The 23,311-nt window shown below is 40.8% G+C and carries 18 protein-coding genes and 1 tRNA gene; 8 read left to right on the plus strand and 11 right to left on the minus strand.

The genetic code is table 11. The annotated features are described in order from the left end of the window. Positions 1-20 precede the first annotated feature (20 nt). Together IEE84_RS04690 and IEE84_RS04695 are read left to right on the plus strand one after the other, a co-directional pair. A complete protein-coding gene (locus tag IEE84_RS04690) occupies positions 21-1,220 on the plus strand; it encodes an OmpP1/FadL family transporter (protein ID WP_191115036.1) in 1,200 nt (399 codons plus the stop codon). Between the two features lie 382 nt (positions 1,221-1,602). Further along, complete coding sequence (locus tag IEE84_RS04695; protein ID WP_191115037.1) at positions 1,603-2,946, plus strand: outer membrane protein transport protein; 1,344 nt, start codon at positions 1,603-1,605, stop codon at positions 2,944-2,946. A 577-nt stretch (positions 2,947-3,523) separates the two neighbouring features. On the opposite strand, the gene putP is transcribed toward IEE84_RS04695, so the two are convergent. Beyond that, positions 3,524-5,023, minus strand: a complete 1,500-nt coding sequence (gene putP / locus IEE84_RS04700; protein ID WP_160020915.1) for a sodium/proline symporter PutP — start codon at positions 5,021-5,023, stop codon at positions 3,524-3,526. Positions 5,024-5,481: 458 nt separating this feature from the next. After that, the gene (locus tag IEE84_RS04705) at positions 5,482-6,354 is read right to left on the minus strand and encodes a LysR family transcriptional regulator (protein WP_057759318.1); all 873 of its coding nucleotides are present in this window, start codon (positions 6,352-6,354) and stop codon (positions 5,482-5,484) included. A 374-nt stretch (positions 6,355-6,728) separates the two neighbouring features. On the opposite strand from IEE84_RS04705, the gene leuC reads away from it, so the two are divergent. The 5 genes from leuC to IEE84_RS04730 all read left to right on the plus strand — a co-directional run bounded on the left by leuC (position 6,729) and on the right by IEE84_RS04730 (position 12,449). Continuing rightward, the gene (leuC, locus tag IEE84_RS04710; protein ID WP_057759320.1) at positions 6,729-8,147 is read left to right on the plus strand and encodes a 3-isopropylmalate dehydratase large subunit; all 1,419 of its coding nucleotides are present in this window, start codon (positions 6,729-6,731) and stop codon (positions 8,145-8,147) included. Between the two features lie 141 nt (positions 8,148-8,288). After that, positions 8,289-8,939 (plus strand): 3-isopropylmalate dehydratase small subunit, encoded by a 651-nt coding sequence (gene leuD, locus IEE84_RS04715; protein ID WP_057759322.1) that lies wholly within the window; start codon positions 8,289-8,291, stop codon positions 8,937-8,939. 137 nt (positions 8,940-9,076) lie between these two features. Beyond that, on the plus strand, positions 9,077-9,796 hold the full coding sequence (locus IEE84_RS04720; RefSeq protein WP_191115038.1) for a hypothetical protein: 720 nt from the start codon (positions 9,077-9,079) through the stop codon (positions 9,794-9,796). A 63-nt stretch (positions 9,797-9,859) separates the two neighbouring features. After that, on the plus strand, positions 9,860-10,963 hold the full coding sequence (gene leuB, locus IEE84_RS04725) for a 3-isopropylmalate dehydrogenase (protein WP_057759326.1): 1,104 nt from the start codon (positions 9,860-9,862) through the stop codon (positions 10,961-10,963). Between the two features lie 364 nt (positions 10,964-11,327). Continuing rightward, positions 11,328-12,449, plus strand: coding sequence for a L,D-transpeptidase family protein (locus IEE84_RS04730; RefSeq protein WP_191115039.1), 1,122 nt, complete (start codon positions 11,328-11,330; stop codon positions 12,447-12,449). A gap of 260 nt (positions 12,450-12,709) precedes the next feature. Here IEE84_RS04730 and infA read toward each other — a convergent pair whose 3' ends face one another. From infA to dinB, 7 genes are all read right to left on the minus strand, one after another. Beyond that, entirely contained in the window at positions 12,710-12,931 is a 222-nt protein-coding gene (infA, locus tag IEE84_RS04735) for a translation initiation factor IF-1 (protein ID WP_021814850.1), read from the minus strand. A gap of 121 nt (positions 12,932-13,052) precedes the next feature. Beyond that, positions 13,053-13,886: a tRNA pseudouridine(38-40) synthase TruA gene (gene truA, locus IEE84_RS04740; RefSeq protein ID WP_191115040.1), complete on the minus strand. Its 834-nt coding sequence runs from the start codon at positions 13,884-13,886 to the stop codon at positions 13,053-13,055. Positions 13,887-13,929: 43 nt separating this feature from the next. Then, positions 13,930-15,030, minus strand: coding sequence for an asparaginase (locus IEE84_RS04745; RefSeq protein ID WP_191115041.1), 1,101 nt, complete (start codon positions 15,028-15,030; stop codon positions 13,930-13,932). A gap of 163 nt (positions 15,031-15,193) precedes the next feature. Next, positions 15,194-16,870 carry a FimV/HubP family polar landmark protein gene (locus IEE84_RS04750; protein ID WP_191115042.1) on the minus strand — a complete coding sequence of 559 codons (1,677 nt, stop codon included), beginning with the start codon at positions 16,868-16,870 and terminating at the stop codon, positions 15,194-15,196. Positions 16,871-16,921: 51 nt separating this feature from the next. After that, positions 16,922-18,679, minus strand: a complete 1,758-nt coding sequence (locus IEE84_RS04755) for a FimV/HubP-related protein (protein ID WP_191115043.1) — start codon at positions 18,677-18,679, stop codon at positions 16,922-16,924. A 110-nt stretch (positions 18,680-18,789) separates the two neighbouring features. Then, positions 18,790-19,992, minus strand: coding sequence for a tRNA preQ1(34) S-adenosylmethionine ribosyltransferase-isomerase QueA (queA, locus tag IEE84_RS04760; protein ID WP_191115044.1), 1,203 nt, complete (start codon positions 19,990-19,992; stop codon positions 18,790-18,792). Between the two features lie 167 nt (positions 19,993-20,159). Next, positions 20,160-21,245, minus strand: coding sequence for a DNA polymerase IV (gene dinB / locus IEE84_RS04765; RefSeq protein ID WP_191115045.1), 1,086 nt, complete (start codon positions 21,243-21,245; stop codon positions 20,160-20,162). Positions 21,246-21,751: 506 nt separating this feature from the next. Between dinB and IEE84_RS04770 the strand changes: the two genes are divergently transcribed. Next, positions 21,752-21,997, plus strand: a complete 246-nt coding sequence (locus IEE84_RS04770; RefSeq protein ID WP_191115046.1) for a hypothetical protein — start codon at positions 21,752-21,754, stop codon at positions 21,995-21,997. An 83-nt stretch (positions 21,998-22,080) separates the two neighbouring features. On the opposite strand, the gene IEE84_RS04775 is transcribed toward IEE84_RS04770, so the two are convergent. Together IEE84_RS04775 and IEE84_RS04780 are read right to left on the minus strand one after the other, a co-directional pair. Continuing rightward, positions 22,081-22,167: transfer RNA gene (locus tag IEE84_RS04775), tRNA-Leu, on the minus strand. Between the two features lie 152 nt (positions 22,168-22,319). Continuing rightward, positions 22,320-23,093 (minus strand): ferredoxin--NADP reductase, encoded by a 774-nt coding sequence (locus IEE84_RS04780; protein WP_101205461.1) that lies wholly within the window; start codon positions 23,091-23,093, stop codon positions 22,320-22,322. Positions 23,094-23,311: the final 218 nt, after the last annotated feature.

Genomic DNA, 23,311 nt, shown 5'->3' on the forward strand with positions numbered 1-23,311 from the left:
CGGATGTTTGGAGATATATAATGCGCCACACCTTTCATTTAAAAACTCTTGCAGTAGCTGTTGCTACTCTTTCTGTTGCTAGCGTCGCTAGTGCTGCTGGCCTTGATCGCTCAGGTCAAGATATCACCGCATTCCTACAAGACGGCACGTATGCAGAAGCTGTCTACACTTATATCGATGCTGATGTTACCGGTAAAGATACCTCAGGTAATAAGATCGATGACATCGCAGAGTCTTATGACTTTTTCCGTTATGGTGTAAAAACAGATATCAATGATACGTTTAGTGTTGGTATCTTATATGACGAACCTTTTGGTGCTGCCGCTGACTACGTTGGCGAAAACAATTTCGTAGATCAAAATCCTGCTTCACCTAGAAATGGTGAAGGTACTAATGTAGAAGTACGTACTGAAAGCATTACAGGTATCCTAGGCGCTAAATTTGGCGAGAATAAGAATTTCCAAGTATATGGCGGCCCAGTCGCTCAGCGTGTACAAGCTGATGTAAAGCTACGCGGTACTGCTTATGCAGCTGCTAATGGCTATACTACTCATATCAATGCTGATCAAGACTATGGCTGGCTAGCTGGTGTAGCTTATAGTAAACCTGAGATCGCACTAAAAGCGGCACTGACTTATCGTTCTGAGATCGAACATAATGCGCAAGCTTTTGAAAGTTATCCTGCAGTAGCCCTTCGTCCTGGATATGGTCCACAATCAGGGGATATCGAAATTACTACTCCTAAGTCAGTAAACTTTGATTTCCAGACTGGTATTAATCCAACAACATTAGCGACTGCAAAAGTGCGTTGGGTACCTTGGAGCGATTTCGCAATCGTACCATCATTATATACTGAGACTAGTAAGCTAAATCCTGCTTATCCTGATGGTTTACCGCTTGTTAGTTATGACGATGATCAGTGGCAAGTAGAATTAGGGCTGGCAAAACGTTTGGCTCCAGCTTTAGCGGTAAGTGGTACCGTCGGATGGGATAGTGGTGCTGGCAACCCTGTGACATCATTAGGTCCTACTGAAGGTTACTATAGCGCGGGTCTAGGTGCTAAGTATAACGTCACTGAAAACTGGGCGATATCAGCTGGTGGTAAATATCTATGGCTTGGTGATGCAGAAGGACAAATACCAAGCAAGGCAATTGTTAGCAATTTTGAGAGCAATGATGGCTTTGTACTTGGTGTAAAAGTCTCTTACCAAGCTCAATAATTTGCATCTTAGTTATATAGCAAAATTTCTAAATATTATTAATAAAAAAGCGACTTTTTAGGGGTCGCTTTTTTTTGTGAACGATTTCTTAATGAAATATATTTAGAAGATTTCAAGTAAGAATGAGAGTTTACCTCCTGACTATGGGCGCTATCTCAAAATCATACTAAAGACAATAAGTAAACGACATTGTTTTATTTATATCTTATTTGTACTGTTCAGTCATAATTGAGAAATAAAGCACTTTAATTGTTGTTTTAGTGTCAAAAAGGCATTAGTATTCAACTTAGGACACGACTTTGATAACTTCAATGTTAAGCGCAGCAATGCTATATATTGGTTATCAAAGTAGTAATACAACAAGGACCGTTGGAGATACACAATGCGCACTACTTTTCACTTAAAAACCCTTGCAGTAGCAATCGCTACTCTCTCTGTCGCTAGCATGACTAATGCTGCTGGTCTTGATCGTTCAGGTCAGGATGTTACCGCTTTTTTCCAAGATGGCACTTACGCTGAAGCCGTTTATACCTATATCGATGCTGATGTAAGTGGTTACGATAGTTCTAACAACGATCCTTTTAACAACACTTACGTACGTGGCAATAAGACAGGCGACATTGCCGAATCTTACGATTTTTTCCGTTACGGTGTAAAAACTGATATCAATGATACTTTTAGTATTGGTATCTTATATGATGAGCCTTTTGGTGCTTCTGCTGAATATAAAGGTGATAACAATTTTGTTGCAAACACTAATCCAGCTGATTCAGCAGGAGAGTTCGCAAATGATCCTGCACCTAACAATCCTGTAGATGGTGCTACAACAGCAGCATTAGAACCAGCTATAATAGGTGCTGAAAACAGTACTGCAGGAGAAAATACACAAGTTGAAGTTCGTAGCGAAAGTTTAACAGCTATCCTTGGTATGAAGTTTGGTGCCAATAAAAACTTTCAAGTGTACGGTGGGCCTGTTGCACAGCGTATTCAATCCGACACAAAATTACGAGGTCTAGCTTATGGTCTGGCTACTGGCTATACCTCACATATGAATCCTGATATGGATTATGGTTATATTGCAGGTATTGCTTATAGTAAGCCTGAAATTGCGTTAAAGGCAGCATTAACATATCGCTCTGAGATTGATCATGACGCTGATACATTTGAGTCTTATCCTTTAGCTGGATTATTAAGTGGGGGAGCTCTTCCAACGAGCCGGGATGGTAAAATTGAAGTCACTACTCCTAAGTCAGTTAACTTTGATTTCCAGACGGGTATTAATCCAACGACATTGGCTACGGCAAAAGTACGTTGGGTACCATGGAGTGATTTTGTCTTGACGCCACCTCTATATAACGAAGTAAGCCAACAGAGTGGTCGTTATGGTCCTGATGGATTGAACTTGGTTGAGTATGATGATGACCAGTGGATGGTAGAGCTTGGCTTAGCGAAACGCGTAGCACCAGCACTTGCTATTAGCGGTACCGTTGGTTGGGATAGTGGCGCTGGTGACCCAACTACATCGTTGGGCCCAGTTGAAGGCTACTATAGTGTTGGTCTGGGTGCTAAGTACAACGTCACGGAAAACTGGGCAGTATCTGCTGGTGGGAAATATTTATGGTTCGGTGATGCTCAAGGTCAACTACCTAGTGATAAAATTGTTGCCGATTTTGAAGATAATGATGGTTATATCGCTGGTGTGAAACTTTCTTATCAAGGTAAATAGCCTTTTTATATAACTGTTAAGTAATAAAAAATCGACCTATCATAGGTCGATTTTTTTGTGAAATTTCTATTAAGTATTTGACTATTAGTGCTTAAATATAGGAACAATAGCAAAGATAATCTTCATAGTACTAATCATATAGTATAGCTACATTTTATTTGCTTAGTTTAGCTCCGTAAATATACACAACAAATACCTTTTGGCTTAAGAGTAGATACGCATTTATGCCTGATTGAATGAGCTATTAACACGTAGCATACTTGAGGTATACAAGGAAAAAAACTGAATAGGTAATCAAATGTGATATTAAGAAAAGATAGTATTGTTGATAAAGGCTTACTTTGTAAAAGTGAGCAGCAGTTGGACTATCAAATAGGCTAGGATAATTTGGCTTAGTATATCCAGCACAGAGCGAGCAAATACTACTATCACTATTCATACAACTGTCTCACTTGCCGTAAGTTCTCTTGGTTTGATACTGTAGTAGATTGCATATATTAAATCGTTACTCATAAAAAAACCTCGCCAATAGTGACGAGGTTTTTTTATAGCAATAATCTTAAGATTTTACGTAAACTTATTTGTTTAAGTTTAACTCCATCTCTTTGTACTTAGCAGAAACTGAAGGTCTTGGGCCACCAGTCATGATACTAACAGCAAAGATAGCAATAGTACTTAAGATAAAGCCTGGGACGATAGCGTACAACCAGCTATTTAGTGCCATACCATCTACTTGGAAAGGACCATAAATCCATAGGATAACAGTCAAAGCACCAACAACCATACCAGCAACAGCACCATTACGGTTCATACCACGCCATGTCAGACTGAAGATTACTAATGGACCAAACGCAGCACCAAATCCTGCCCACGCATTAGAAACAAGGTTCAATACTGAGCTATCTGGATTAGACGCTAGCATAATGGCAACGATAGCGACGATGATCACTGAGATACGACCAACCAATACCTGACGAGCTTCTGGTGCATCTTTATCAAAGAATAGTTTGTATACATCTTTGGTTAGAGAGCTTGATACAACCAATAGCTGCGATGAGATAGTACTCATAATTGCCGCTAAAATAGCTGCTAATAGGAAACCTGAAACCAATGGATGGAACAAGAACTGAGTGAATACTAAGAAGATAGTCTCAGGATCGTCCAGCGTCATCGCAGTTTTTTGTACGTAGGCACGACCAGCAAAACCAGTCATTAGTGAACCAATAAGGCTCACAACCATCCAGCTCATACCGATGTTACGTGCGGTCGGTACATCTCTAACTGAACGAATTGCCATAAAACGTACGATAATATGCGGCTGGCCAAAGTAACCTAAACCCCATGCCATTAACGAAATAATACCGATGACACTCATACCGCTAGTAACGTCTAAAAGGGTAGGGTCGATATTTCTAACCGCTTCTGTCGTGGCTGAAATACCACCAAGATCAGTAAAGGCAACGACAGGTACGATTACCATGGCAAACAGCATGATGACACCCTGTACGAAATCGGTCATAGATACTGCTAAGAAACCACCGAATAGCGTATAAGCCACAACCACACCAGCAGTAACCCATAAGCCAGTGCTATATGAGAGGTTAAGTGAGCTTTCGAAGAGTTTACCACCACCTACAAGACTTGCAGCGGTATAGACGGTAAAGAATAGAATGATGACCACAGCTGAGATGACGCGTAGCATGTGCGACTTGTCTTCAAAGCGGTTGGCGAAATAATCGGGTAGGGTGATAGCGTTGTCAGCCACTTCGGTATAAACACGAAGGCGAGGTGCTACGATGAGATAGTTTAATAATGCACCTAACGTCAAACCTAGCGCAATCCAAATACTGACCACACCATCGGCAAACATATAACCAGGTAAGCCAAGTAGTAACCAACCTGACATATCTGATGCACCTGCAGAAAGTGCGGTTACTGCTGGGCCTAAGTTACGACCCCCTAACATATAGCCTTCAGTATCATTGGCTTGCTTAAAATAAGCGTAAACGCCAATCCCAATCATTACTAAGAAATAGGCGCCGAGTGATATCAGCACGCCACTAGAAACTCCGTTCATATAAATTGTCCTTAACCAACATGGTTGGCTGTAATTATTTTTTAACTATAAAAGTTCTGTCCTACAAGGCGATGTCCAAAACAATATTTAAAGACAAAAAAAGCCATTAATTAAGACATAATGGCTTTTTTCAGTATCTTCTGTAGTTATATATGATTGATGTCGTTCTATGGCTAGCACTCATATAGAGATAGAGAACAATGGGAATTTCGCATTCCACTTATCTATTGTTATTGCTCGCATCTGCTATTTGTATATGAGTATTAGCAACCTACACAATCAATCAAAACCATTAAACCTACTGTTAACCATCATATCTTACTAGAAGTATTCAATATATGACTATCAGTGTCCTTGTGGTAAATTTTTGTTATACAAACAACGTCAAGCGTATTATAACGCATGAGAGGTACAAATGCGAATAGGTTGAATTTATATATTATTATATCCAGCGAGTTTTATTCAATAGGAGCCAGTAAATCTAAAAGCGCAGTGACACTGCTAGACTGTGTAAGCTTCGGATTGATGACCACACCTAGATAACGCTGTAGCTCAATATTGTCTGCCATATCAATACGTTCCAAATCTTGGCTGACCATCGTTTGAGGCAGTACTGACCAGCCAAGACCGACAGATACCAACATACGAATTGACTCAAGCGGGTTGGTACTCATCGTGGCATAAGGCTTTAGATTATGCTTGGCAAATTCGGCCAAAGTAATCTGACTGGTAAAGGTATTGGCAGACGGTAGAATAGCAGGATATCGGGCTAGCTGCTCTAAAGTGACATTTGATTTGGTTGCCAACGCTGATAGCGTACCAGTCATAAAGTAGAGAGGATCCGACCATAACGTATGGTAGGTTAGCCGCTTATCGTAGACAGGTGGAAGCGTAACAAAGGCTAGAGATAAATCACCATCCAATACGGCTTTGTGCGCTTTTTCAGAATCTACGAAGTGTACTTCTAACTGAACAGCTGGATAAGCTTGAATGAAGTGTTTCAGGACAGGTGCTAAATGATGTAGGCCAATATGATGGCTAGTACCAATGACTAACTTGCCAGAGACAATGTGCTGAGAATGCTGCAAGTTGATTTTAAAATTCTCATAGTCTTCTAGCCAACGCTTGGCATGAGGTAGCATTTCACTAGCCGCTTGAGTAGGTACAATCCCGCGTCCTACCGTATCAAACAAGGTAATGTTAAACTCGTCTTCTAAGTTTTTGATACGTTTACTGACAGCAGGCTGCGTGATAAACAGCTTTTCTGCGGCGCCTGAGATACTGCCAGTGTGCATAACGGTAACGAATGTCGTCAAGTTTGTGGTGTTCAAACGAATGTCCTTAGCTACTTTACGAGCTATAAATAAAAGTTGGCTGACCCAATCACAACGTATTAGAAATAAAAGTTTGCGTCTGGTTAAAAATCATCAATTATTATTATAGGATTTGCCTGCTATAATCACAAGACATCGAGGCATATTGTGACATATTTATTCTAAAAAATTGGCTATTTGCCATTTAAAACGTATTTTAAGCGTTAATTTTAGTCATATGTTGAGTCTGATGAAGAAATAATATTTAAATCATAGATACGACAGTAATTATTAAACATTATAGATAGACATAGTATTTACATAGAATCTTAGCTTGGCAATATGCAAGTAAGTAAAAATTAAGTAATTAGTAACCTATAAAGGATAGCAACATGGCTGGTCAAACGTTATATGACAAACTTTGGAATGCTCACGAAGTCACTAAGCGTGACGATGGTTCGAGCCTGATTTATATCGACCGCCACCTGTTGCACGAAGTGACGAGTCCACAAGCATTTGAAGGGTTGGAGTTGGCAAATAGAGCGCCATGGCGTTTATCGGCTAACATTGCCAGTCCAGATCATAATGTGCCGACCGTCACTAAAGAGCGTCTAGAAGGGGTGCCTGGGATTAAAGACAAGGTATCACGCTTACAGGTTGTCACGTTGGACGATAACTGCACCAAGTTTGATATTGCTGAATTTACTATCAATGATGCCCGTCAAGGAATTTTGCACGTGGTCGGTCCTGAGCAAGGTTTGGTCTTGCCGGGTATGACAGTTGTTTGCGGTGACTCGCATACAGCGACCCACGGAGCACTTGGTTGTTTGGCTCATGGTATCGGAACCTCCGAAGTTGAGCATGTATTGGCAACGCAGTGTTTGATTCAAAAGAAATCAAAAAATATGCAAATCCGCGTCACTGGTCAACTTGGTGCTGGCGTCACTTCAAAAGACGTAGTGTTAGCTATTATTGCAAAGATCGGCACAGCAGGTGGAACAGGACACGCGATTGAATTTGCAGGTCAAGTGTTCGAAGATATGAGTATGGAAGGTCGTATGACCGTCTGTAACATGGCGATTGAGGCAGGCGCGCGTGTCGGTATGGTTGCGGTCGATGACACGACGATTGACTATGTTAAAGGTCGTCCATATGCGCCAAGCGAAGCACAATGGGAACAAGCGGAAGCCTATTGGCGTACACTATATTCAGACGATGACGCGGTATTTGATACTGTAGTGGAAATCGACGGTAGTCAGATCGCACCGCAAGTATCTTGGGGTACATCGCCTGAGATGGTAGTAGATATCACGCAATCTGTACCGACACCAGATCAAGCCATTGATGAAGCTCAAGAAGAAGGCTGGTTACGCGCTTATACTTATATGGGGCTAGAAGCAGGTCAGAAAATTACGGATATTCAACTTGACCGTATATTTATTGGTTCATGTACCAATTCACGTATCGAAGATTTACGTGATGCGGCAGCGGTAATCAAAGGTCGCAAAGTTGCTGATAACGTAAAAGAAGCGATCGTTGTTGCAGGTTCTGGACAGGTGAAACTGCAAGCAGAGGCTGAAGGCTTGGATACGTTATTTACTGAAGCTGGTTTTGAATGGCGTGAGCCGGGCTGCTCAATGTGTCTTGCGATGAATGCAGATAAACTTGAGCCGCAAGAGCACTGTGCCTCAACGTCTAATCGTAATTTTGAAGGTCGTCAGGGTAATGGTGGTCGTACGCATTTGGTAAGCCCAGCAATGGCAGCTGCCGCAGCATTGGCTGGTCATTTTGTAGACGTTCGTACGTTTTAAGTCTGATAATAAGTAGCTGACATCATGCTTGTATGAACGATAAATATATGAGCATGCTGTCAAAGATGGTAAAAATTATTTACTGTTTAATACGCTTATCAAGATCATCAGCCAGCAAAAATATAATTGATAGGAAATTTTATGCAAGCTTATAACACCCAAACAGGTATCGTTTGCCCGTTAGATCGCGCAAACGTCGATACCGACCAAATTATCGCAAAACAGTTTTTGAAGTCTATTAAACGTACAGGTTTTGGCGTGAATCTATTTGACGATTGGCGCTATCTTGATGAAGGCTACCCTGGTCAAGACAACAGTACACGAGTCATCAATCCAGATTTTGTATTAAACAAACCACGTTATCAAGGTGCTACTATCTTGCTAGCACGTAGAAACTTTGGCTGTGGCTCTAGTCGTGAGCATGCACCTTGGGCGTTATCAGAGTATGGTTTCCGTACGGTAATTGCGCCTAGCTTTGCAGATATATTTTACAATAACTGTTTTAAAAATGGCATGTTGCCGATTGTGTTGGATGAAGCGATTGTAGATACGTTAATGAAGGCGACTTTTGATAACGAAGGCTATGAATTGACCGCAGATCTTGAGCGTCAAGTCGTTATCACACCAACTGGTGAAGAGTATGCCTTTGAAGTGGATGCCTTTCGCAAACATTGCTTGTTAAACGGACTGGATGATATTGGTCTAACTTTGCAACAAAGTGATGCTATTAAAGATTATGAGCAACAAATGATGCAAAAAACACCGTGGATATTTAACGACGTAAGAGCGTAGAAGGTCATTCTATAATCTACTGCTTATAAAACTGCGAGTAGTTGCAACGCAGCGTTGAGTTATGGCGGTGAACTGTCTAAAATGAAGAATAGTTTTTCACTACATTTTATTATCTCTCTTGAATAGTAGCCGCCATTATGAATACAAAACGTTATGCTCTATGGACAAGTACAATTGTTGCTGCAAGCTTATTATTGTCAGGCTGTCAGCTATTGACGGGCTATCAAAAAATAAATGAGGCAGAGAGTGCTGAAGCATGGGTGGGTAAAATCAAACCTATCGCTGGTGAAGTAAATATTGCATGTGTGGGTACATATCATTGCGAAATTGTGCAGATAGATAAAACGCTCATTATTGCGCCCAACAGTCACGAGCCAATCAACCCTCAGATTGTAACAGTTTCACCACGTCAAGAAGGCACGGCAAAGACATCGATGAAGATGGATATGACACCACTCGTCAATAAAAATGCCATAAAAGTTGTGCCGTTAGCGCCTTCGAGTATGCCAGGATTGACCAACTACTATGCACGGGTCATGCCTGCCAAACACGAAGTACATGTGAATTTCTATCCAGAAAATAACATGGGCTATGTTGAGCGTTTTGCGATGATTCATGACTTCACTGAAGCAGGTACTTATCAGCTGCGCGCTTATCAAAAGAAGAACAGCGAAAAATCAGGCAGTCTATTGGACACAGCATCACCTGAGCCTTTATGTATTGAGCTATTGCAAGGCACTCAAGTACAGCGCCGATTCTGTAAACAACTAGACGCTGAGCATCAAGGCGAATTCGTAGAAACGGGTATGGCCAAAGCAGTAACATCAGCACCTAAAGTCAAAAAAATGGCAGCATAAAATATGAGTATAAAAAGCTCGAAAATATAATCAACTAATAAAAATATTTCCAAAAGGATCAGTATGGCAACGATTTTAACATTAGCGGGTGATGGTATTGGCCCTGAAATCATGACCCAAGCCATTGACGTGCTCAAGGCTGTCAATGATAAGTTTTCACTTGATTTAACGCTTGAGTCTGGATTGATTGGCGGTGTGGCTATTGATGCAACTGGTGAGCCTTTGCCAGATGAGACATTGGCCCGTGCTCGCGCTGCAGATGCTGTATTGCTAGGTGCAGTTGGTGGTCCTAAATGGGATGCGATCGAGCGTAGTAAACGCCCTGAGCGCGGTTTACTTAAGATACGCGGTGAGCTTGGTTTATTTGCCAACCTACGCGTAGCCAAGCTCTACCCACAGTTGGCTAATGCCTCAAGTATCAAACCTGAAATTATCTCAGGCCTAGATCTATTGATCGTTCGTGAACTGACAGGCGGTATCTATTTTGGCGAGCCTCGTGGTATCCGCACACTAGAAAATGGTGAGCAGCAGGGCTATAACACGATGGTGTATAGCACAAGTGAGATTCAGCGCATTGGTAAAGTTGCCTTTGAGTTAGCAAAAACGCGTGCGCAAGCGGCAGGCACAGCAGCTAAGGTATGTTCAGTTGATAAAGCCAATGTATTAGAAGTCACCGAGCTGTGGAAACAGACGATGATCGAGATGCAACAAGCTGATTATAGTGATGTGGCGTTATCACATATGTATGCTGACAACGCCTGCATGCAGTTGATTAAAGATCCCAAGCAGTTCGATGTCATGGTGACGGGAAACATGTTTGGCGATATCCTATCTGATGAAGCTGCAATGTTGACAGGCTCTATCGGTATGTTGCCATCAGCGAGCTTAGATGAGTCAGGTAAGGGCATGTATGAGCCGTGTCATGGTTCAGCACCTGATATCGCAGGACAAGATAAAGCCAACCCATTAGCGACTATCTTGTCTGTTGCTATGATGCTGCGTTATACCTTTAAGCAAGAAGATGCGGCACAAGCAATTGAACAGGCAGTCAGTGATGTGCTTGATGATGGTCTACGTACGCTGGATATTTTAGATAGCAGTGAAGCTGGACTTAAGCAGGTAGGCTGTAAAGAAATGGGTCAAGCGGTCTTGGCCAAACTGATATAAGTTAACTTGCGCTTAAAGGCTATTCCTATATAGCATTTTCCACAGTCTCATTTTGCGTGTTATATACCCATAAGCTACCAAGTGGCTTATGGTTTTTTATTGTTTATCTGTTAGCAAAACTTATCTACAAGCATTGTCTTAACAGAGACGCTGTACAACAAAGCTCCTTTTAACACAAAGCTGTTATATGCTCACAAGGTAATATGACAATATTAGTAGCTTATAAAGGAGCTAAAATATTTCGCTTTTAGCAAAAGTAAAATATTCAAAATCTAGATGCCGAAGGTAAGTTCTAAAAATCCAAAAAACTGTAGTATTTGCAAACTTAAAACAAAAATAGAATTTCTTAAATTAGGAGTGTTACATGTATCAATTAACAAGAATCAGTAAAGCATTGACAGTGGTTAGTTTCTCTAGCTTACTATTCATGGGGCAAAGCATCGCAGCAGAAACAACGGATAGTGTGAACGCAAGTAATAGCGTCAAGTCTCCGGCTGAAGTGAGTCCAGTGACTAATGGCGTAAGTCAAAAGTTAACAGGAGATAGTAAAGCCGCGACTTCATTGAATAAGCTACTGCCTACTATTAAATACACAACTGAGAACCTATCTGACAATGCAAAAAAGATAAACAATGTCACTTGGACGGCAGATGCAGATATTGATCGTAATATAGGAACAAAGCTGCAGGCTCTATTAAACTGGCATCACAACGGAGTAGGGCCTGTCGATGGCTACTGGGGCAAAAATACTCGCAAAGCCATGCAAGCGTTTCAAAAAGCAAATGGTTTAGACGTAACCGATACGCTAAACGCTGAGACGTGGCAAGCGCTGACTAAAAATGAGAAGCTCACAACTCAACCAGTACTAGTCAGCTATCAGCTCACTGAAGCAGATGTGAATGTCAAAACCACAACCATACCTGCTGATTCTGTTGCCAAATCCAAGCTTGAGGGGATGTACTACGAAAGCATTACTGAGGCGTTGGCAGAGAAGTTTCATATTAGTGAGAAATATTTAAAGTCGCTTAATCCTGATGCTAATTTTACTGCTGGTGAAATTATCACGGTATATAACCCTGGTAATCCTAATACCAAGCCGGTGCATCGCGTTGTCGCTGATAAGGCCACTGAAACACTCTACGCATATGATGAGAGCAACAATTTGATTGCTAGCTATCCGACGACAGTAGGCAGTACAGCGACACCATCACCAACAGGTACGCATACTGTCAAGGTAAAGGTGCACGAGCCCAACTATACTTATACGGCCAATGACGGCAGCAAGTCTATCATTCCACCAGGTCCTAACAATCCAGTTGGTTCGGTATGGATTGGACTTAGCAAACCTACTTATGGCATTCATGGATCGCCAGATCCTGCTCGTATTAGTCGTCAGGCATCAGCAGGTTGTGTGCGTTTGACCAACTGGGATGCGCTTAGTTTGCTCGGAGTTATAAAAAACGGCGCGACTGTCGAATTTAGTTAAATACGATAATACTAAGTCATAAAAAACGGACAAAAAAATACCGCTAAAATCTAGCGGTATTTTTTGTGGTAAGTAGAAACAGTCAATACTAAATAACTAAAATATTGATAGGCAATAATGAGCAGATTAGCATTTTCATTATTATTATCAGTTTCACTACCCAAGCGTCATATCAGCTATCAGCGATAACGTAGCTATTCGGCTATTGGCTGTATCTTACCAATGCTAATACTTTCATAACCATATTGGTTAGTCAGTATTTAGTTTTTACCACGGTAGGTGATACGGCCTTTAGATAGGTCATAAGGCGTCATTTCAACTTTAACCTTATCACCTGTCAAGATACGAATATAATGCTTACGCATCTTACCAGAGATATGCGCAATGATTTCGTGCCCGTTTTCTAAACGAACTTTGAACAAAGTATTAGGAAGGGTATCAATGACTTCGCCTTCAAATTCAATAATATCGTCTTTTGCCATAATTTGTATCAATCAATTAAAAAATAAGCCCATATTATACGTAAGTTAGCGGATTAAAGCAATACGAACCTGCTTTTGACTTGACAGCATGTAAGTGATATGTATGCCAAATGATATTGATTTAATCAGGTAGATTTAACCAAACAGGTGTTAGCGGTGCATCTGGCAATAAGCTTTGAAAACGCTCAGGATAATAAGCATTGATAAAATACAATCCATCACCTGAAGCAGTAGGTGGTGCAATCGTTCGGTCTTTTTTATGCAGAATATTTAAAAAATCTGCTGGCTCTAGCTCATGTCTACCAATGGCATACAATGTGCCCATCAAATTGCGAACCATATGATGCAAAAACCCATCTGCTTGTATATCAAAAACGATAAATTGACCATGAGCAAAAAGGTTGGCATGGCTAATCGTGCGCACTGGCTGATTGGACTGACAGGCCGCAGCACGATAACTGCTAAAATCATGTGTACCGACGATATCAGCTGCTGCTTGCTGCATGGCTTTCAAATCAAGCGGCTCATAGATATGAGTTACTTGATGATTTAGTATGGCAGGGCGCTGTGCTTGGTTGAGCGTAATATAACGATAGCGACGAGCAATAGCACCAAAACGCGCGTGAAAATCAGCTGGCATGGGTTGTATCCAGCGTAGAGCAATATCATCGGGAAGTAGGCTGTTCACACCGCGCAACCAATTATGAGTAGGGCGATACGCATGAGTTGTAAAATGGGCAATCATATTACTCGCATGGACGCTGGCATCAGTACGCCCAGCTGCGATGACTTCTACAGGCTCATTGGCAACTTTGCCGATAGCTGTTTCTAGGGCTTCTTGTACACCCAAAACCTCTCGTTGCCGTTGCCAGCCATGATAATGAGTTCCTAAGAACTCAATAGCAATCGCTAAAGTGTAGGTTGGTTCAGTTTCAATAATTTCAGTCTCAGACATTAGGGTTTCTAAACTTATAAAATGGGAATTAATTAAAAGTCGCTTAGCGCTTTTTGATGCTAGTGCCAGTTTGATTGACATTATTCAACCAACGCTGTCTACGTCTGGCAGGACTGTCATAGCGAAGTAGCAACCATAGTAATCGGGCATAAATAGCAGGTATGGTCAAACGTCCACCAGCAATGACATGATGCTCGTACTGCCAACTACCTGCTGCATAGCTATCGCTGACGCCGCCAAACGGACATTGGCTGGCTGATATCACCATATGTCCACGCTCATGAGCAAGGGTTAGTGTCTCTGCTAATGCAGCTGAATAAGGGATGTTACCGGCGCCAAACCCTAATAGAATAATGCCACATGGTGGCTGCGACAATAAAGCTTGTAGCTGGTTGTTTATCATCGAAACATCGTTAGGTAGGCAATATAGCGCATGAACACTCGCGTTTTCAGCACGTGTTTTAATACTGGACAGCAAGTCTTGTTGGTCATCGAGCCAATGTTGCCTACGCGTGTCAGGTAGACTTTTTATATAGCTATTGGCTGGATAAGCGGCGCGGGAATGACCAGTAAATGCCATCAGATCATGGCTGTGAATTTTTTGTACCGTTTGAGCAGGCCATGATTCGCCGCTAAAACTAATTTTCACGCCTGATTCACCAGCAGCGGCTAGTTTTAATGAGTCGTTGAGATTGCCCCAAGCATCGCTATGTTCATCGATGTTATAGGAATGCAATATCTCACTGTCTAATAATGGACGCATACTTGCGGTCAAAACAATACAGATATCACTACCTGCAAACGCTTCTGCTAAAAATGCGCCTAAGTAACTCAACGTATCCGTGCCAGTGATGAGTACAAAGCGTCTATCACCTTTGGCATAAGCATTCAGGAGTAGTTGATAGAAATGGGTAAAATCGACAGGGGTAAGCTGGCTGCTGTCTTTGATCAGGGCGTTTTCCAACCATGAGACGGTCGGTAAGTTATTCGTACTGTCTTGCGCGGACAAAAGCTTTTGTAGAGTAGGCAAAAACACTTCTGCTGATAATGGCGCTAAAGGTCTGCCGTAGCTACCAAAGGTACCGCCAGCATAAATCAGTTGAATAGGATCGGATAGATTTTTGAGCATAACAGAAGAAGGCATAGTATCAACACAGTAAACAATTATGGAAGAAAAGAGGCGCTAGAGGATTGAGCAACTATGGCTGAAGGGTTCAATAATAGATAGTATTAGAGTTAAAAGCAAAAAAAATCAGCAAGCATCCCGTGATTAGGAAGTACTTGCTGATAAGAAACTAGACTATTAACTACGCAGTACGTTCGAGTAATAGCTGTGCTTGCTGTTTCTGCTCACTAGTACCTTGAGCTATCACTTCATTGAGTAAACGCTTGGCACTATCATATTCACCCAGTTGTAGGTATTGATCTGCCAAGTCTAACGTCACTTGATTACTGTCTAATGACTTTACGAAATCAAAGTCTGCTGCGAAACGTGATGAAAAGTCTTCTGCTGATTCAATCTCTTGAGGCGTGACAGGAGTGTCGCTCTCAACTGGTGCAGCTATAGAGACTGGGGTAGTAGTCGACGGAGCCTCAAATAGAGAATCAGCATCGTCGATATTAAAATCATCGTCTATCAGCGTATTGTCATCAAACCTCAATGGTGCAGCAGGTGCGACATTCGATTCTTCAACAACGCTAACATCATTAACCTCGATATCATCATTGAGTAATGGTTCCTCAAGATTAATATTTGCAAAGTTGTCTTCTTCAAGGGTCATACTCTCAGAAGCATTACTTCCAAAATCAGTATTTTCCAGAATGAAATTGTCAAAATCACTGTCGTTTTCAGTCGTAGATAGGTCGTCATTGGAGACAGTACTGATATCATCTGGTGCATCTAGACTGCTCAAAGATAAAGCAAAGTCATCTTCACCGTTTTGGATAGTATCAATAGAGTGTTGTTCTGAATTCGTAGATACGTCATTAGGGACGATATTGTCTTTGTCTGTATCGGCTGCTAAATCATCGAAATCTAAGATAAAATCTTCTTCTAGTGCGGCTTCCTCATTGTCATCATATGAGAGGTTAGTGTCTATAGATGATTCATTCGAAGTATCATCAAATGAATCAAAGTCAAACTCAAAGTCACTAAGATCGTTATCTTCGTTATTACTAATATTATCGTTAGCGGAGCTCTCTAAAACGTCGTTATTTACATTGTCCAATGGTGTGACAGGCATTTCACTTGTCGTATTAGGCGCATCGAAATCATTCTCTAGATCGCTGAGCGTCAGATCAAAGCTATCATTCGGATTTTCGGTAATAGAACTAACATTGTCGACTTTATCTGATAACTCTAAGCTGTCGATAGAATCATTTATTGCAGTCTCATTTAGTGCAGTATCGTTATTACTTTCTTCAATTGGCTGATGAGCTACTGCATTAGTACTATCATTCTGACTAATAGGTAAATCGAAGTCGATAGCGCCAAAATCGTCTTTGGTATTGTCTATGGCTAGCGTTTGCACAGCGGCAGGTTCTAATTCCTCAAAAGATAGACTTCTTATCTCGTCTGCTTGAGCGATAGTCTGACTATCATTATGGGCTCTTATAGACTCATAAATATTATTAAAATCTTCTGGCTGGTTTATCGTCGCGTATATGCTGAGTAGTTTAAGAGACAATGCACTGTTATGAGGTTTTTCACTTAGACCACGTTTAATGGTTTCGATCGCCTTGTCATAGCGCTGCTGATCCATAAAACGCTGAGCAATAGTGATATGGTCAAATTTATGGCTATTGCTGACATTAGTGTGGGTAGGAGTACCATAATCTACTTTTGGTGAGGGAGTAGACGTATTTTTTCTTGCATTAATAGGCGATGGTGCTGACGATTTCTGCGCCTTGTTTTTGCGCAAGAATAAAGCAGCCACTAACAGAATAAGCGCCAATCCGGCGATGATATATAGCATATTGTCCATAGTTATTCCTACGCCTGTGATCACAATCTAATGTATGAATCAGTTAGGCAATTATTGATTGCGTAATTTTTCGAGACGAGCCTGTAGCTCAGCCAATTTTTGGTTTTGTAATTGAATTTTTTTAGTATAGCTGCTAAGAGTGCTACTTGTACTTGATAAACGTTGGGCTTGTGATGCTGCCTGCTGCCGCGATGCTTTGAGTGTCGCTAATATATCTGTGCTCAAACCATTTCCTGTGTTTGATGCTGCTTTCGCTTGAGTGCCATCTGCATTGCCATCTCGCCCAGGCGCAAGCACAGAAAATTGTGCTTTTGATAAAGTCTGTGTTTTAGTTGTCGTGGCTTTCTCAGGGCGTTTGGCCGCTTGCGTACTTATAGAGGGTTTTTTAAAAGGTCTTTGAGCTGTTTTTTGCATCGCCGCTGTATTTGCTCTGCGAATATACTGTCTTTGTGCATCGATAGCCGCTTCTAAGTTTTTCTGTGATGGTATGACATCATAACTGGGTAAAATAAGCTTAGCATCTGCTTTTAATTGATCTGCGTCTTTATTGATAAAGGCATCAGGGTTTTGTGACTGAATTTGCTTCATCACAATGGAAGTATCTAGATTATTTTCTTGCGCGATCTGCTGAGCAATAATCCATAGGCTATCGTTACGTTGTACTTGGTATTGATTAGTTGTCGTACTATCTATTGCTCTATCATTTGAAGGTACATTATTAATAGCGCTATTAGGGGTTTTCGACGTTGCATTGCCAATAGAAGCTGCCACGACGCTAGTAGCATTTTTCTCAGTATTGCTTGCTAAGATGCTAGTAGTTGGAGTAGGTATGGGTGATACGTCAGCGTCTGTATGTTTACGACTCGGCTGTATCTGCCGTGTGACTTGAATATTTAGAGTATCGAGTGGTTTATCAATCAATACTTTATCTAAGATTGGAGTGTTTTTAATACTTGCTTTGGCGTTATCATTGGCACTAACTTTCGTAGTTTCAGTGTTGTTATTTACATTTAAGGAACTGCTATCTAAACGGTTCGCTGAACTAAGTCCGTTATCAGTCTTCTTTGCATTACTGATAGTATTTTTTATATTAGAGTCGCTATTTAAACGCCCATTATCAAGTCGACTAGGCGCGTAAGTAAGATTGCTAGTCTGCGAAGTAGCTGTCACTGTCGGTGCTTGTATGTTAGACACTGCTCTAGAAATAGAAGAATCAACTGTTGCTATGTTTGCTAGAGTTGGTTTATTTGCAGCAGCGTTAGATACCGATATTAATGGCGGCGGTGCACCTTTTCTTACGGTTAACGGTTTTGCAGCACTTGCAGAAACACTTGGTAAATTAAGTTTCTGAGTGCCTTTGACACTATTTTTGGAAGCATTATTAATCGGTAGACTATCGTTTAACGGCATTAATAATGTTTTTGGTACAACATTTTGCTGCCCATTATCATTGATCGATAACACCAAATCAGCAAAAGGCTTGGACACAGGCTGTGATGTGCTGATTAATACCTGACCACTGGTCGCAGAAGTTGCTTGAAAGTGCACCTGCATTGAGTCAGTCGGTGTCAAGCCCATCTGTTGATAAATAACTGGATTGGCCAAGCTCGCTGAAAAATCAGCCGCTCGTATGTCAGTAACCACGATACTTGCGCTCAACGGTTCATGCTGGGCTGAGCTAACCACTGTCCTACCGATAGTTGCCGCTTGCGCGCTTGGAATAAGAGCGGCCAAACCTACAGAATAAAGTAATGCCATCGATACCGCGCGATGTACAGGAGTCAAGCGACGAGATAAATGACAAGACATGAGCAGTCCTTTACAAAATAAGTTATCTTTGCTGTTATAACAAAGTACGGTTTAGTTTACCAGTTTATTTCACAACTGTTGCGTCCAATGCATAAATGTTTATTTAATGTTCAGCTTGTTTTCTTGTCAAGTAACATAGCATCACCATAACTAAAGAATCGATATTCTTTTTTAATAGCATGTTGATAGGCATATTCAATCGATGCTTTGCCAGAAAAAGCTGATACCAACATTAGCAACGTCGATTTGGGTAAATGAAAGTTTGTTAACAGTCGATCAATGACACCGAATTTAAACCCTGGATAAATAAAAATGTCTGTGTCCCCTGACCAACTAGAGAGTGCTTGCCCATTGATAGCTGTTTTTTGATAAGCCGTTTCAAGGACGCGAGTCACCGTGGTACCAATAGCAATAACCTTATTACCATTTGCATGCGTCTGATTAATCAGCTCAGCAGTTGCTTGTGGCAAATGTGCATACTCACTGTGCATAATATGACTGAGTAGGTTGTCTGTTTTAACTGGCGCAAAGGTACCAGCGCCAACATGCAATGTCACAAAAGCAGTATTGATGCCTTTTTCTGCCAACTTATTGAGCACCAAGTCATCGAAATGCAAACTTGCTGTCGGTGCAGCGACACTTGCAAGCTTAGCGGGATCATGAAATACCGTTTGATAACGAGTATTATCAGTGTCATCAGCATGACGTTCAAAGTAAGGCGGGATAGGTAACTCACCGTAAAGTTCTAAATTAGGCAAAATTGGCGCATCAAAGGCTAAAATAAACAAGTTGTCCTGACGACCAATCATCGCGCCACTCATATGACTATCAGCAAGTTGAAAACGTTGACCAAGTTTCAGTGCTTTGCTGGCTTTTACATGGCAAAGAGCAATATGTTCTTGATTGACTGACTTATTATCTGAATCTTCTAAATGCAGTGTTGCTACATCTAAGTCTGAGACAGTAACCAATCGCTCAATCAAGACCTCAAGTTTACCGCCAGTGTCTTTTTGACCAAATAGGCGTGCCTTCATTACCTTTGTATCATTAAAGACAATCAGGTCTCCAGCATCTAATAAATCAGGCAACTCAGAAAACAAACAGTCTTCTACAGGCGTAGCATTTGTAACAGTGTGAGCAGGCAAGTACAAAAGTTTTGAAGCAGAACGCTGTGCCAATGGATATCGCGCAATCAAACGATCTGGTAAGTCATAGTCGTAATCTTCCACGCTTAGATAATCTAAGACGTCACTATTGTTATTGGTATTAAGCGAGGCATTAGAATCGGAAGATGCAGTGTGAGTGTTGGTCATAATCAGTCTTTAAATGGATAGAAATTTTGGCATAATTGTAGCAGAAATACTGCTATAAAAGGTTGCTTTACAAAGTAGTCACCGTGCACAAAACATATTTGAATAGCCTAAGCAAAAATAATAGTTTTCAACTGTTCTAATGTTTATTACGTTAGTCTTTGCTTATTTTACTCAAATAAATTTAATTGAGGCAATAGTTGAGCTGCAGGTGTCAATGACGAAAAAGTGACCCCGACTAATCGGATAGGGAGCTGGCGCGGAATATCTAAGAATAATTTGTCTAACCAGTAATGAGCAGATTCAGCACTACTAAAAGCGGTAGTCAGCGTGTGCGTACGGGTAATCTGAGTAAAGTCGGCATACTTAACCTTGAGCGTTATAGTATGAGCGATGAGATTTTTTTTGTGCAGTTGCGAGAAGGCATCCGCATTTTGTTCATAGATTTGTATACGTAACGCCGTGTCATCGTTTAGATTTTCTCTAAAAGTAGTCTCCGAACCAACAGACTTATGCAGGCGCTCAGACTTGACAGCGCGTTCATCGCGACCATGAGCGATATCATGATAAAACTGTCCTCGCTTACCAAACTCATTAATCAATACATCGGCTGACATACGGCGTAGATCAGCACCATTAGTCACGCCCATCGCATGTAATCGTCTTGCCGTTGCTTTACCTATCCCGTGAAATCGTTCAATAGGCAGTGTACTAATAAAAGCATCAGCGTCTTCTGGTGTGATAATAGCGGTGCCGTTAGGCTTATTGATATCAGAGGCAATCTTGGCCAACATCTTGTTGAAGGACACGCCAGCAGAAGCAGTCAATCCTGTATGTTGCAATATTTGTGCTCTTAACCAATTTGCCATTAATGTCGCTGAGCCTTTATGTACAGTAAGACCAGTGACATCAAGATAAGCTTCATCTAGCGATAATGGCTCAACATGAGGCGTTAAGCTGTACATGATATTGCGAATATCGCTGCTAACAGCTCGATATACTTCAAAACGTGGTCTGACAAATATGACTTCTGGACAACGTTTGCGAGCCTCATAACAAGACATGGCTGAGCGCACCCCAAACTGACGTACCTCATAGCTAGCCGCTGCTACAACACCGCGACCATTTGGATCTCCACCAACCACTAGTGGTTTGCCCCGTAATTCTGGGAAGTCACGTTGTTCTACACTGGCATAAAACGCATCCATGTCTATATGAATGATTTTACGTGGACTGGATGCTGTAGGAGTTTTCATGGTTGATATTTTACATCACTCAATACTTCTGTTTCAGTATCGATTATTAAACGGTAAAGGGGTTTTTCGAATATAGAACCATAAAAATATGGCAATATGTGAATAATTTATATATCAATAATTAAATTTAGTGTAAAGTTAATAGTCAGAGATATATGGCGTTAAGACACTAGTAAATTTAATATAGTTAACATATGTTCACTAACAGATGTTCAGTATGGTGTATACCTTAAGTTTTTCAGATTTTCTATACCGCCTATCTGAATATTATCGCCTTCCATCATGAATATTATAGTTACATGTTACAGTTCTAATGCTATCGTTTTACAATATATTAACCACGATAATCAATAGTTATGAAAGTAATAAATGGTCTTTTATAGGAATTGTATTTACCTGATAAGACATTGTTTATAGCTCATACCAAACTTATGAATTGAGTACTGGTAAATTAACTTTCTAAAAAAATAGTAATGAGAAAGTTCAAGATAATTAAGGAGCTGATGATGAGTCATGAATTAAAAGGGAGCGATTTGACACGAGCAATGCTAGCGCGGGGTGATAAAAAAATATGGTGCGCAGTGTGTGATGAAGGCGATGAACAAGCGATGATGGATCAGTGTGGTAATGATTTTACAGCCTATATTGTGTCATTTAATGATGGATATTTTTATTGTAGTGCTGGCATGCCATGGAATTATGCGGTACCGATTAAGATAAGTGCTGTCATGCCATTTGAAGTATCGATATAAACAAGCTAGGAATTTATTAAAACAAATATAAATAATAAGCACAAAAAAACCTCCGATAAAGGAGGCTAGTTTGTACTAAATATTGGTACCAGTGGTCGGACTCGAACCGACACGCTTTTAAAGGCAACGGATTTTGAATCCGTCATGTCTACCAATTCCATCACACTGGCATGTTAGGTGATAATAGTTATTGACTAAATATTACCGAATTGGGTTACAGTGTTGACTGTATAGGCTGCGTATTATAGCAGCCTATTTACATGCGTCAAGTATTATTTTATACAATTTTTCATTTATTCTAGTGATGCTAAATAGCATCATTCTAGCCGACAAAGGCACGCTCAACTGCGTAATCTGCTTGCACACCCATACGTGGTGAAACAGTCAAGCCAAAGTCATCTAAAATAGCAGAAACCTCAGCATTAAACGGCATACTGCCACAAAGCATGACACGGTCGTCGTCTTTATTCATTGGTGGTAAACCAATATCTTCGAACAATTTGCCTGACTTCATCAAATCAGTGACACGTCCTTGATTTCTGAATTCTTCACGCGTAACCGTTGGATAATAGATGAATTTTTCGCGATACCATTCACCAAAGATTTCATCATTAGGTAGCTCGTTTTCGAACATCTCGCGATAAGCCAAATCATGAACATGACGTACGCCATGTACTAAGATAATTTTGTCAAAACGCTCATACACTTCAGGATCACGTGCTAGTGACAAGAAAGGAGCAAGGCCAGTACCAGTAGAGAGCATGTAAAGGTTCTTACCTGGTAGCAGATCGTCCAATACTAGTGTGCCTGTTGGCTTTTTACTGACTAACAGCTCATCACCTACTTTGATATGCTGTAAGCGTGAAGTTAACGGACCATCTTGAACTTTAATAGAGAAGAATTCTAAATGATCTTCATAGTTAGGGCTGGCAATTGAATAAGCGCGTAGTAGTGGCTTGCCATCAACAACAAGTCCAATCATCGCAAATTCGCCATTACGAAAGCGCAAGCCATCGTCACGAGTGGTTTTGATACTAAATAGAGAATCATTCCAGTGATGAACCTCTGTGACCGTTTCGGTGCGAAGTTTTGACATAAAGTCCTCGTTAATAAGTTGTTATTTGTGTGTTAAGTTTGAATAAGTATTAAATCAGAATGTTCAATGTTAGATTGAACATTATAAAAACGTATCAGTCTTTTAATCGTTGTCGACACTGCTATTTTTATGAACGAGTAAATGATGGGTAAGCGCAATAGAATTGGTTTATCAGCTTATGTACAGCCATTTATTATGTCATTAGACATAGTAAATGT

The sequence above is a fragment of the Psychrobacter sp. 28M-43 genome, assembly GCF_014770435.1.
GTDB lineage: Bacteria > Pseudomonadota > Gammaproteobacteria > Pseudomonadales > Moraxellaceae > Psychrobacter.

Excerpts from the sequence above, each read along its gene's own strand:
- IEE84_RS04690 (WP_191115036.1), top strand. The coding sequence starts at position 21 with ATGCGCCACACCTTTCATTTAAAAACTCTTGCAGTAGCTGTTGCTACT.
- IEE84_RS04695 (WP_191115037.1), top strand. The coding sequence starts at position 1,603 with ATGCGCACTACTTTTCACTTAAAAACCCTTGCAGTAGCAATCGCTACT.
- putP (WP_160020915.1), bottom strand. The coding sequence starts at position 5,023 with ATGAACGGAGTTTCTAGTGGCGTGCTGATATCACTCGGCGCCTATTTC.
- leuC (WP_057759320.1), top strand. The coding sequence starts at position 6,729 with ATGGCTGGTCAAACGTTATATGACAAACTTTGGAATGCTCACGAAGTC.
- leuD (WP_057759322.1), top strand. The coding sequence starts at position 8,289 with ATGCAAGCTTATAACACCCAAACAGGTATCGTTTGCCCGTTAGATCGC.
- IEE84_RS04720 (WP_191115038.1), top strand. The coding sequence starts at position 9,077 with ATGAATACAAAACGTTATGCTCTATGGACAAGTACAATTGTTGCTGCA.
- leuB (WP_057759326.1), top strand. The coding sequence starts at position 9,860 with ATGGCAACGATTTTAACATTAGCGGGTGATGGTATTGGCCCTGAAATC.
- IEE84_RS04730 (WP_191115039.1), top strand. The coding sequence starts at position 11,328 with ATGTATCAATTAACAAGAATCAGTAAAGCATTGACAGTGGTTAGTTTC.
- infA (WP_021814850.1), bottom strand. The coding sequence starts at position 12,931 with ATGGCAAAAGACGATATTATTGAATTTGAAGGCGAAGTCATTGATACC.
- truA (WP_191115040.1), bottom strand. The coding sequence starts at position 13,886 with ATGTCTGAGACTGAAATTATTGAAACTGAACCAACCTACACTTTAGCG.
- IEE84_RS04745 (WP_191115041.1), bottom strand. The coding sequence starts at position 15,030 with ATGCCTTCTTCTGTTATGCTCAAAAATCTATCCGATCCTATTCAACTG.
- IEE84_RS04750 (WP_191115042.1), bottom strand. The coding sequence starts at position 16,870 with ATGGACAATATGCTATATATCATCGCCGGATTGGCGCTTATTCTGTTA.
- IEE84_RS04755 (WP_191115043.1), bottom strand. The coding sequence starts at position 18,679 with ATGTCTTGTCATTTATCTCGTCGCTTGACTCCTGTACATCGCGCGGTA.
- queA (WP_191115044.1), bottom strand. The coding sequence starts at position 19,992 with ATGACCAACACTCACACTGCATCTTCCGATTCTAATGCCTCGCTTAAT.
- dinB (WP_191115045.1), bottom strand. The coding sequence starts at position 21,245 with ATGAAAACTCCTACAGCATCCAGTCCACGTAAAATCATTCATATAGAC.
- IEE84_RS04770 (WP_191115046.1), top strand. The coding sequence starts at position 21,752 with ATGAGTCATGAATTAAAAGGGAGCGATTTGACACGAGCAATGCTAGCG.
- IEE84_RS04780 (WP_101205461.1), bottom strand. The coding sequence starts at position 23,093 with ATGTCAAAACTTCGCACCGAAACGGTCACAGAGGTTCATCACTGGAAT.